The organism is Autumnicola musiva (assembly GCF_031846585.1).
GTDB lineage: Bacteria > Bacteroidota > Bacteroidia > Flavobacteriales > Flavobacteriaceae > Autumnicola > Autumnicola musiva.
The window spans coordinates 205,821-217,454 of sequence record NZ_JAVRHK010000004.1 but is presented as its reverse complement, the minus strand read 5'-3'; the positions used below and the strand labels follow the sequence as shown (position 1 = coordinate 217,454).

The window sequence follows — 11,634 nt, the reverse complement described above, 5'->3', positions numbered from 1 at the left end:
AATATTTAAGTATTACCTTCTTAAAAATGTCTTAACAAATAAAACATAATTTTACTATAAACACAACCGATTGCATAAAAAATTTTGTCAGAAAGCTTTTTTTGTCTAATTTTCAGCCCACAATCGTTTGATAAATTATAATGAACTTAAAGAAATTTATTTCCCTGGCACTTTTAGGCCTATTAATATTTAATACTCAGGCTCAGGAAGGATACGAACTCTGGTTAGACTATAAAGAAATACAAGATCCTACTGTAGAGAAAAGTTATACTTCCTTTCTAAATAACACAGAGGTAATTGGTAACTCTTCTACAATTCAATCTATTAAAAAGGAATTACAATTAGCTCGAGCAGGCTTTGATTTTGAAGATTCAGAACCTAACAATGAATCGAAATTAATTATAGGAGTTCAAAATAAATTACCTTCTACACTTAAAAACCAGATTAATACTAAAAACCTGGGAGAGGAAGGTTATAAAATCACTACGATTAATAATGGCAATACAATTGTAATAAGTGGAAATTCTGAAATAGCTCTTCTTTATGGAACATATGGTTTTCTCCGTGAAATGCAACAATGGAATGATATTTCAGCTTTAAATATTGAAGATAAACCTAAAATCCAGAAACGTGTTCTTAACCATTGGGATAATTTAGATCGCACCGTAGAAAGGGGTTATGCCGGTTTTTCAATCTGGGATTGGCATCTTTTACCCGAACTTATAAAACCCGAATATAAAGATTATGCCCGTGCGAATGCTGCGATAGGAATTAATGGTACGGTTTTGACCAACGTAAATTCTAACGCGTTAATTTTAACCCCACATTATATTGAAAAAGTAAAAGCCCTGGCCGAAGTTTTTAGACCTTACGGGATCCAGGTTTACCTTACAGCGCGATTTTCAGCCCCAATTGAATTAGGCGACCTTGATACTGCCGATCCTTTAGATGAAAATGTAAAAAAATGGTGGAAAAATATTGCCGATGAAATTTATGCCGAAATTCCCGATTTTGGTGGTTTTTTAGTTAAAGCTGATTCCGAAGGCCAACCAGGACCTTTTCAATACGACAGAACACATGTAGACGGCGCTAATATGCTTGCCGAGGCAGTTGCTTCCCACAATGGAATTATCATGTGGCGTGCCTTTGTCTATTCGGAAGAAGATCCAGACGATCGCGCAAAACAAGCTTATGACCAGTTTATTCCTTATGATGGAAAATTTGCCGATAATGTAATGGTCCAGGTTAAAAATGGAGCCATAGATTTTCAACCGCGAGAACCTTTTCACCCAATGTTTGGTGCAATGCCCAATACTCCCTTGATGATGGAATTTCAAATAACACAGGAGTACCTTGGCTTTAGTTCTCACCTGGTTTTTCTTCCCAAACTGTTTGAAGAAGTTTTAGACGAAGACACTTATTCTAATGGAGAAAATTCTACGGTCGCCAAAATTATAGATGGCACAAATTCAAATAAAAAATTAACGGGAATCGCTGGAGTGGCCAATATTGGTACCGAAAAAAACTGGACAGGGCATCCCTTTGGACAAGCAGACTGGTATGGTTTTGGGAGATTAGCCTGGGACCCATATATAGATTCTAAAGATATAGCACAGGAATGGTTGAAAATAAATTTTTCTAATGAGGAAGATTTTGTCAAACCTATGACCGATCTCTTAATAGAATCTCGCGAAACAGTGGTAAATTATATGACACCTCTGGGATTACATCATATTATGGCTACCAGCCATCATTACGGTCCAGGGCCGTGGGTAGATGATCTAGGCCGGCCTGAATGGAATCCTGTTTATTATCATAAAGCAGATAAAAATGGGATAGGCTTTGACAGAACCGCCTCAGGTAGTAATGCACTGGCTCAATATGCTAAACCTATTGCAGAAAAGTATAGCAACCCTAAAACCACTCCTGAGAAATACTTGCTGTGGTTCCATCATCTACCATGGGATTACGAAATGAAAAATGGAAAATCTTTGTGGAATAATATTGCTTTACATTATCAAAAAGGTGTTGAGCAGGTTGAACAGATGCAGAAAACCTGGGCAACAATGGAGCAATATGTAAATGAAGAGGAATTTGAAAAAACTTCGATGTTACTTGCAATTCAGCTGGAAGAAGCAAAATGGTGGCGGGACGCCTGTTTAAGTTATTTTCAGCAATTCTCTGAAATGGAACTACCAACCGGAGTACCAGAACCAGAACACGATCTTGAATACTATAAATCTATAGAACGACCATATGCGCCAGGCATAAATCCTTCCTGGTAACAAAAAAACCTACAAAAAATGACCAAACAATTAACAGCAGTCGTAACCGGCGCTAATGCCGGACTCGGATTTGCAACAGCCAAAAAACTCTGTGAAAAAGGAATTAAAACTTACGTAAACGGTAGAAACAAAGAAAAAACAGAAAAGGCCTGTAAGGAATTAGGTGAAAACGCCATTCCATTTATACTTGATTTAAACGATTTAGATAAAATATCTGCAGCTGTAGAAAGAATTGGGCAGGAAGCCGAAAGTATCGACATCCTGGTAAATAATGCCGGTATCAATATGAAAAAGGAATTCCTGGAAGTAACCAACGAAGAATTTCAGAATATTTTACACACCAATGTTTTGGGACTTTTCGCTATTAGCCGCGAGGTGGCTAAAATAATGAAAAAGCAAAATTCGGGCAGTATTATTAATATTAGCTCAATGGCAGCACAGTACGGTATTCCTAAAGTTATTGCTTACTCGGCCAGTAAAACTGCCGTGGATGGGATGACACGGGCTATGGCCGTAGATTTAGCTCAATTTGGAATTCGTGTAAATGCAGTGGCTCCAGGATTTATTGAAACCAGCATGTCCAGAAAAGCTTTGAATAACGATCCTGAAAGAAAAAATAGGGTTTTATCCAGAACGCCAATGGGTAAATTAGGGCAACCTTCAGATATAGCCGATGCGGTTTATTATTTTGCAACTTCAGAATCGGCTTTTGTAACAGGAACTATTTTACCGGTAGATGGTGGAAATTCAATAGGATTTTAGGATGATTTCAATGACACAAACAATGCGATGGTACGGCCCTAACGATGTACTTTCGCTAAAAGATTTAAAACAAGCCGGGATAATTGGAATTGTAACCGCGTTGCACGAAATTCCTGTAGGTGAAATTTGGACCGAAGAAGCCATTTTAGAACGAAAAACCTTAATTGAAAGCTATGGACTGGAATGGAGCTTAATAGAAAGCCTGCCGGTTCACGAAGACATAAAAAAGGCATCTGGAAACTATAAGCAATACATAGAAAATTATAAAATAAGCCTTCAAAATATTGGCAAATGCGGTATTCGCGTGGTCGCTTATAATTTTATGCCAATTCTTGATTGGGTGCGAACAGATCATTATCACGAAAATGAAGAAGGCGCTTCAGTTTTAAAATACGATCCTTTAAAGTTTGCTTATTTTGACGTGTTTCTACTAAAAAGAAAAAACGCCGAAAAAGATTATACTGAAGCGCAGATTACTGCAGCCAAAAAAGTAGGTGATAATCTTTCTTCCGAAGAAAAAGAAAAACTTTTTAAGAACATTCTATTAGGATTACCGGGCAGTACCGAAAATTTTACTGCCGAAATTATTAAAAATCTCTTGGATTCCTATTCCCATATCACTGATGAAAAATTGAGGAAAAACCTGGTTTATTTTCTTTCTGAAGTTACACCGGTAGCCGAAGAAAGCAATGTAAACCTCGCTATCCATCCCGATGATCCACCATTTTCGGTATTAGGTTTGCCTCGTGTAGTGAGTAGCCACAATGACCTGAAATTTATTTTTGAAAATGTAAAAAGCAAGGCCAACGGGCTTTGTTATTGCACCGGTTCATTAGGCGCAAATCCCGATCACGATCTTCTTGAGATTTACGATGAATTTGAAGAAAGAATTCATTTTTTACACCTTAGAAATGTAAAAAAGAAAGTAACCGGCGTCTTTATGGAATCTAACCACCTGGATGGCGATGTTCCTATGTTAGAGGTGGTAAAACGCATCTTAAAAACAATGCAAAAAAGAAATCAAAGCATCCCAATGCGTCCTGACCATGGTTACCTACACACGTTAGAAGCGAATAAAAACTATTACGCGGGCTATTCTTTTATAGGCAGGTTAAAAGGTCTTGCAGAATTACGCGGACTCGAATTAGGATTACAGGAATCATTAAATTAAAAGCTATGAATTCACCAAAAATATTTCAAAAATCGATTTTTATTCTTGCATTTGCTGCAGCGTTTATCGCCTGCAAATCCAATACCGATTCTGAAGAAAAAGAAGTTAAGGCTCAAACAGAAGATTCTTCAGAAATTGGACTGAAAGATTACTACGATGATTATTTCCCGATGGGCGTAGCTGTTGCACCAAATTCTGTCAAAGGGCAATCGGCTGAATTGATCACAAAGGAATACATCAGTATCACGCCAGAAAATGTAATGAAAATGGGACCTATTCATCCCCAAAAAGATAGATTTTATTGGGAAGATGCCGATCTACTCGCTGAATTTGCAAAAGAAAACAATTTAAAAATGCGAGGACACGCCCTGGTTTGGCATCAACAAACCGGCGGTTGGATCTTTGAAAATGAAAATGGTGGAAAAGTAAGTAAAGAAGAGCTGTTAAAGCGAATGAAAAATCATATAGATTCGGTAGTTCCGCGTTATTCTGGTGTTATCTATGCCTGGGATGTGGTAAACGAAGCCGTAGCCGATGATTCTACAAAAGTATATCGTGATTCGGAATGGCTTAAAATTGCAGGAAAAGATTTCCTGGTAAAAGCCTTTGAATATGCTCACGAAGCAGACCCAGATGTGAAGTTATTTTACAACGATTATAATGCGATTATTCCTGAAAAAAGAGATAGGATTATTGAATTGCTAAAATTTCTTCAAGAAAAAGATGCACCGATTGATGGCGTGGGAATCCAGGCACACTGGTCAATTCACGGACCATCAGAAGAAGAATTAAGAGAAGCTTTGAATTTGTATTCAGAATTAGGCCTGGAAATTCAAATTACCGAACTTGATGTTTCGCTTTATCCCTGGGAAAAAGAACGTCGCGAACTTAAAGAAGGCGAATCAGATGAACTTACTCCCGAACTTGAACAAAAACAAATTGAAGCCTACGATATGTTTTTTAGGGTTTTTAGGGATTATAAAGACATAATTACCGGGGTGACTTTCTGGAATATTTCAGACAAATATTCCTGGTTAGATACCTATCCAGTTGAAGGTAGAAAAAATTATCCGCTACTATTCGATGAAAATTTTGAACGTAAAAAAGCATATAATAATGTGGTTGAATTCGAAACTCAACCAAAATCCAAAACACCATAAAATGATACAACCATCAATTTCTATTTACCAGAAAATATATTCTATTATTATATTTTTAAGTTTCTTTCAGGCTGGCTTTGCCCAGGATTCTTATATAAGCCAACAACCTGTTGAAAATGCTTTTCCTTTGAATTCTGTAGAGCTATTCATAGACTCAGAAGATCACGAGGGAGTTCATTTAGTTGCAGAAGATCTACAAACAGATTTTAAAAAAGTTACCGGCAATGTGCCTAAAATTTCTTCACAAGAAATCAATGAAGAATACCCGGTAATTATTGGAACCGTAGGAAAAAGCAAATTAATCGATGATTTGGTTTCTAACGGTAAGCTAAATGTTTCAGAAATAGAAGGAAAATGGGAAAACTTTTTAATTGAAGTGATTGAAAATCCATCGCCGGGAGTAGAAAAAGCTTTGGTAATTGCTGGCAGCGACAAGCGAGGAACTATATTCGGAATGTATGACCTTTCAGAAAAGATGGGGGTTTCTCCATGGCACTGGTGGGCAGATGTTCCGGTTAAAAAAGAAGAACAGCTATATGTGAAACCTGGAAGCTATTCGTCGGGAACGCCAAAAGTTAAATACCGTGGAATTTTTATAAACGATGAGGAACCGGGACTTGGAAATTGGGCCCGGGAAAAATTTGGAGGCATTAACAGCAAAATGTACGAACAGGTTTTTAAGCTCATTCTTCGTTTAAAAGGCAATTACCTTTGGCCTGCAATGTGGGGAAAAGCCTTTAATGAAGACGATCCTAAAAATCCGGTTTTGGCCGATAAATATGGAATTGTAATGGGAACTTCTCATCACGAACCTATGGTAAGAGCGCAAAAAGAATGGGGCAGGCATCGTAAAGATTACGGGAACGGTGAATGGGATTACCAAACCAATGCTGAAGGTTTACGAGATTTTTGGAGGGATGGTTTTGAAAGAAATCAGGATTTCGAAAATTTGGTAACGATTGGAATGCGTGGCGATGGAGACGAACCAATGACCGAAGGTACTGCTATAGAATTACTGGAAACTATTGTTGCAGATCAGCGAGAAATTATCGCTGATGTAACTGGCAAACCCGCCAACGAAACCCCACAGGTTTGGGCACTGTATAAAGAAGTTCAGGATTATTATGACCAGGGAATGCGTGTTCCAGATGACGTGACCTTGCTTCTCGCCGATGACAATTGGGGTAACATTAGAAAATTACCAAATCCTGAAGAGGAACCGCGAGAAGGTGGCTATGGTGTTTACTATCACTTCGATTATGTAGGTGGCCCAAGAAGTTACAAATGGTTAAATACCACGCAAATTGAGCGTGTTTGGGAACAAATGAATTTGGCTTACCAATATGATGCTACCGAATTATGGGTGGTAAATGTTGGCGATCTGAAACCCATGGAATTTCCTATAAGTTTCTTTTTAGATTTTGCCTGGGATCCGGAAGCTATCGATGCTAATGAACTTGATGATTATTCAAAAGATTGGGCTAAAAAACAATTCGGTGATGAATATGCTTCGGAAATTGGTGAAATTTTAGACACATACACTAAGTATAATAGTCGCAGAAAACCTGAAATGTTAACTCCAGAGACTTATAGTTTAGTCAATTATAATGAAGCGGAATACGTAGTGAAAGATTATAATAAATTAGTGGAAAAAGCAGAAGAATTAAACAACAAAATACCTGCGGAATATAAAGACGCATATTTTCAGTTGGTTTTGTTTCCGGTTAAAGCATCCGCAAATTTAAACGAATTGTATGTTACCACAGCTAAAAACCGATTATATGCAGAACAAGGTCGCGCCGTGGCTAATAATTATGCTGAAAAAGTAAAGGAACTTTATAAAAAAGATTCTGAATTAACTGAAAAATATCACAGTATTGTCGGAGGTAAGTGGAACCATATGATGTCGCAACCCCATATTGGATACACCAACTGGCAACAACCTAAAGAACAGGTAATGCCAGATGTTGAAACTATTGAAGTTAGTAATAAACCAGAAATGGGAATTGCCATTGAAGGCTCTAAAAAATCCTGGCCAAAATCATCTCAAACAGCAAGATTACCAGAGTTTATTTCAGTAGGAGATCAAAAATATTATGTTGAAATCTTTAATAAAGGGAAAGGAAGTTTCGATTTTAAAATAAAGAAAAAGGATAAATGGATTAAGGTTTCAGAAGAAAAAGGATCAGTTAAAGATCAAAAAAGAATGTATGTTTCTATTGACTGGGACAGCGCTCCTAAAGGAAGAATGACTGGGAATTTTAGCATTCAGCAGGGAGGAAATTCGGTTAAAATAGAAGTTCCTATAAACAATATTAATTCCAACAACATAAAAGGTTTTGTGGAAAGCAACAACTACATAGCTATGGAAGCTACCAATTATAGCGATCAAGGCAACGATGAACAGGGATGGACTTTGGTACCGAATTTGGGAACAACAAGCTCAACCATGACCGCCTTTGCTGAGGAACCAACCCATGGCGAATTGTCTGAAAAAAATCCTTATCTGGCCTATAATTTTTATAATTTCAGTACAGGAAAAGTAAAAATTGAATTTTTGCTTTCGCCCACCCTCGATTTTCATAATAAAGGTGGTTTAAGGTTTGCATATTCCATTGATGATGGTGAACCACAAATTATTAATATGCACCAGGATACCAAGGATGATTGGGGTACTTCGGTAGGAAATAATATTACCAGGGTAACTTCAGATTTAAATCTTGAAGAAAAAGGTAATCACACTTTACGAGTTTGGGCTATAGATTCTGGTATTGCACTTCAGAAAATTATTATCAGAAAAGGAGAAATAAGAGAATCGTATTTAGGCCCAAAACAAAGTGAGTATGTCAAAAACTAAGGATGAAATCTATTCAAAATTTAAATACCAAAATTAAGAAAATTAAATCATGAGATATCTATTATTAATCCTACTATTACCCCATATTGTAAGTTCTCAAATTCATTTTGATACTTCTAGAGATAACAATGGGAACTTTCCAATAATAAGTGATAAAGGTAATGCAGCAATTTATTATGATACCTCAGAAAACATCTTAATAAAAAAATCTGTTAATTTTTTAGCAAGTGATATCGAAAAGGTTACTAACCAAAAACCAAAGGTTCTAACCAACATTTCTCCCGACAATAAAAATGTAATAATTGTAGCTACCTTAGGCAAGAATGAGTTTATAAACAAGCTTGAAAAACAAAATAAACTTGATCTCACTCCCCTTGAAAACAAATGGGAAAAATTTATATTAAAAACTATAGAAAATCCCGGGAGTGGCATTGAAAAAGCTTTAGTTATAGTAGGTAGTGACCGAAGAGGTGCTGCTTATGGAGTATTTAGCCTTTCTGAAAAAATGGGAGTTTCACCATGGCATTATTGGGCAGATGTTCCCACTGAAAAAAGTAAATCCCTTAGCCTCCAAAATGTTAATTTTATTTCGAAATCACCTTCTGTAAAATATAGGGGAATATTTCTAAATGACGAATCTCCTTCGCTTAGAAATTGGGCAAAAGAAAAATTTGGAGGATTTAACCATGAATTTTATGAGAAAGTGTACGAATTACTACTTCGGAAGAAGGCTAACTTTCTATGGCCTGCAATGTGGCTACCTACAGTTTTTGCTGAAGATGACCCTTCAAATCCTAAAGTTGCCGATGAGTACGGAATAGTAATTTCTACCAGTCATCACGAGCCTATGATGCGCGCACATGACGAATGGGGACGCTACGGAGGTGGCGCGTGGAATTACGAAACCAACAAAAAAAAACTTCAGAAATTTTGGAAAGGAGGTATTGAAAGAATGGAGGATTATGAAAGTATCGTAACTGTAGGAATGAGAGGAGATGGTGATGAAGCCATGAGCGAAGGTGCCGCCGTAGAACTTTTACAGGAGGTAATAGAGGATCAGAGGAATATAATTTCTGAAGTTACTCAAAAACCCGCCGAAGAAACTCCACAGGTATGGGCTATCTACAAAGAAGTGCAGGAATACTACGATAAAGGTATGCGGGTAGATGACGATATTACTATCCTATTTAGTGATGATAATTGGGGAAATATTAGAATATTACCCAAAAAAGAAGATCGTGGTTATGAAGGTGGCTATGGAATGTATTATCATTTTGATTATGTTGGAGCTCCGGTTTCCTATAGGTGGCAAAATGTAACGCAAATAGAACGCGTATGGGAACAAATGAAATTAAGTTATGAGTGGGGTGTAGATGAACTATGGTTAGCAAATGTAGGCGATATCAAGCCAATGGAGCTTCCTATAAGCTTTTATCTAGATATGGCCTGGAATGTGGATAGCTTTAATGCAGCAGACCTTCCGGAATATTATGTGGATTGGGCAGCAAAACAATTTGGAAGTAAACACGCAGCTGACATAGCTGAAATTCTTTCATTGTATACTAAATATAATGCAAGAAGAACTCATGAAATGCTTACCCCCAGCACTTATAGTGTTTCAAACTACCGCGAAGCAGATAGAGTATTAAAAGGTTTTAGACAACTAATTGAAAAAAGTCTTGTTATAATGCAAAACCTTCCTGGGGAATATGAAGACGCCTATCAACAACTAGTTCATGCTCCTTTGGAAATGTCTGCTAATGTAAATGAGATGTATATTGCTACAGCAAAAAACCAATATTATGCTGAATTAGGCGCAAAAGTTGCTAATAAATATGCTGATTCTGTAAAAATATTCTTTGAAAAAGATGCTAAATTAACAGAACGTTTTCACGAGGAGATTGCTGACGGAAAATGGAATCACATGATGTCCCAAACCCATTTGGGCTATACAAGCTGGAATCATCCTCCGGCGAATAAAATGCCTTCAATTTCCTATATTCAAGTTCGAGATACAGCTACGTTGGGATATAACATAGAACACGGAACAGAACCAGCCTGGCACGGCTTTAGTGTAGAAGGAGACGGACTTTATAGTGAATCGTTCCCTACCTTCGACCCTATTAATGACCAGAAGTACTTTATAGAAATTTTCAATAGAGGAGATAGAGACTTAAGCTTTGAAATTAAAGCAAAAGATCCTTGGATTAAACTGTCCTCTACTAAGGGAACAATTCAATACACAGAAAAAATTGATGTGAGCATTAATTGGGATACCGTTCCAGATGGAGAAACTATGGGAGAAATCGAAATCTCCAGTAAAGGTCAAAAGTACAGTGTAGAAGTACCTCTAAGAACAGAATTACCTAAAGCTAGCGGTTATGTAGAAAATAACGGAATAGTTTCTATCGAGGCAAAACATTTCAAAAAACAACAAAGAGGAAAAAATGTTTCCTGGGAGGTTATACCTAATTTAGGTCGAACCGGGTCTTCAGTTGCTATCACTCCTATGGATGCTGAAAGACAGAAACCAGATGAAAGTACTGCTATTCTAAAATACGACTTCACTATTTATGATGATTCAGATTTACATATAGAAACCTACCTTTCTCCAACTCAGAATTATCAAAAAAATGAAGGATTAAAATTTGCAATCGCCATCGATGACGAGGAACCACAAATAATTAATATCAATGAAGGGGAAATTAAACCGGATTGGGAATATGCAGATTGGTGGTCAAAATCGGTTGCAGATCATATAAAGAAAAGTATCTCCAAACATTCTAATATAAAATCAGGCTCTCATACCCTTAAGGTTTGGGCCCTTGATCCTGGGGTGGTTATTCAGAAATTTGTTATTCGTACTGGAGAAGAGAGAAATAGTTATTTAGGACCACCGGAAAGCAATAAAGTTGATTAAACGAAATATTATTCTAATTATAGAAAAATGAAAACCATATATAAAATTATAATCTATAGCTTGTGTGGATGAGCCGGTCAAAGTGAACCACGTGCGCCGGATGAAAGTGAGCATAGCAAACTAAGTGCTCAAAATTTGTTTAATGTGAAGTTTAAAAATAAAAATAGCTTTTCTTCTTATACCATTTCAGATACCAGGACTTATATTTTACCTAGAATTATTATGTTTTCTGTTGGCTATAACTTATGAATGGTTGAGCCTTGGTTTCTTTTACTAGAATTTTATAGAAGATATCTCTTGAAAATTTCGACATTTTTACTTTCCCTTTCGTTTAGGGAATCCGAAAAAATGCCAGTATTAGAATATTCTATTTCGGAAATTGTTCATAATTAAAATCATTTTAAAAATAACTCGAAACATTTTAGGTCTCATTTCACTTGATATTTGCTCGGGAACAAGTAAAGAAGAGGCCAAATAGC

The 11,634-nt window shown here is 36.7% G+C and carries 6 protein-coding genes; all 6 read left to right on the top strand.

Features of this window, described 5'->3' with window-relative positions; translation table 11 throughout:
* Window positions 1–140 precede the first annotated feature (140 nt).
* Genes RM539_RS07975 through RM539_RS07950 form a run of 6 tightly spaced genes read left to right on the top strand, consistent with a single transcriptional unit; the run spans window position 141 to window position 11,155 of the window.
* On the top strand, window positions 141–2,285 hold the full coding sequence (locus tag RM539_RS07975; protein ID WP_311502860.1) for an alpha-glucuronidase family glycosyl hydrolase: 2,145 nt from the start codon (window positions 141–143) through the stop codon (window positions 2,283–2,285).
* A gap of 18 nt (window positions 2,286–2,303) precedes the next feature.
* Entirely contained in the window at window positions 2,304–3,047 is a 744-nt protein-coding gene (locus RM539_RS07970) for an SDR family NAD(P)-dependent oxidoreductase (RefSeq protein ID WP_311502859.1), read from the top strand.
* Between the two features lie 10 nt (window positions 3,048–3,057).
* Entirely contained in the window at window positions 3,058–4,218 is a 1,161-nt protein-coding gene (uxuA, locus tag RM539_RS07965) for a mannonate dehydratase (RefSeq protein ID WP_311502858.1), read from the top strand.
* Between the two features lie 5 nt (window positions 4,219–4,223).
* Complete coding sequence (locus RM539_RS07960; protein ID WP_311502857.1) at window positions 4,224–5,378, top strand: endo-1,4-beta-xylanase; 1,155 nt, start codon at window positions 4,224–4,226, stop codon at window positions 5,376–5,378.
* Window position 5,379: 1 nt separating this feature from the next.
* Window positions 5,380–8,235 (top strand): glycosyl hydrolase 115 family protein, encoded by a 2,856-nt coding sequence (locus RM539_RS07955; RefSeq protein ID WP_311502856.1) that lies wholly within the window; start codon window positions 5,380–5,382, stop codon window positions 8,233–8,235.
* A gap of 49 nt (window positions 8,236–8,284) precedes the next feature.
* Window positions 8,285–11,155, top strand: coding sequence for a glycosyl hydrolase 115 family protein (locus RM539_RS07950; RefSeq protein ID WP_311502855.1), 2,871 nt, complete (start codon window positions 8,285–8,287; stop codon window positions 11,153–11,155).
* Window positions 11,156–11,634 lie beyond the last annotated feature (479 nt).

Coding starts and splice junctions, on each gene's coding strand:
- RM539_RS07975 (WP_311502860.1), top strand. CDS start 141: ATGAACTTAAAGAAATTTATTTCCCTGGCACTTTTAGGCCTATTAATA.
- RM539_RS07970 (WP_311502859.1), top strand. CDS start 2,304: ATGACCAAACAATTAACAGCAGTCGTAACCGGCGCTAATGCCGGACTC.
- uxuA (WP_311502858.1), top strand. CDS start 3,058: ATGACACAAACAATGCGATGGTACGGCCCTAACGATGTACTTTCGCTA.
- RM539_RS07960 (WP_311502857.1), top strand. CDS start 4,224: ATGAATTCACCAAAAATATTTCAAAAATCGATTTTTATTCTTGCATTT.
- RM539_RS07955 (WP_311502856.1), top strand. CDS start 5,380: ATGATACAACCATCAATTTCTATTTACCAGAAAATATATTCTATTATT.
- RM539_RS07950 (WP_311502855.1), top strand. CDS start 8,285: ATGAGATATCTATTATTAATCCTACTATTACCCCATATTGTAAGTTCT.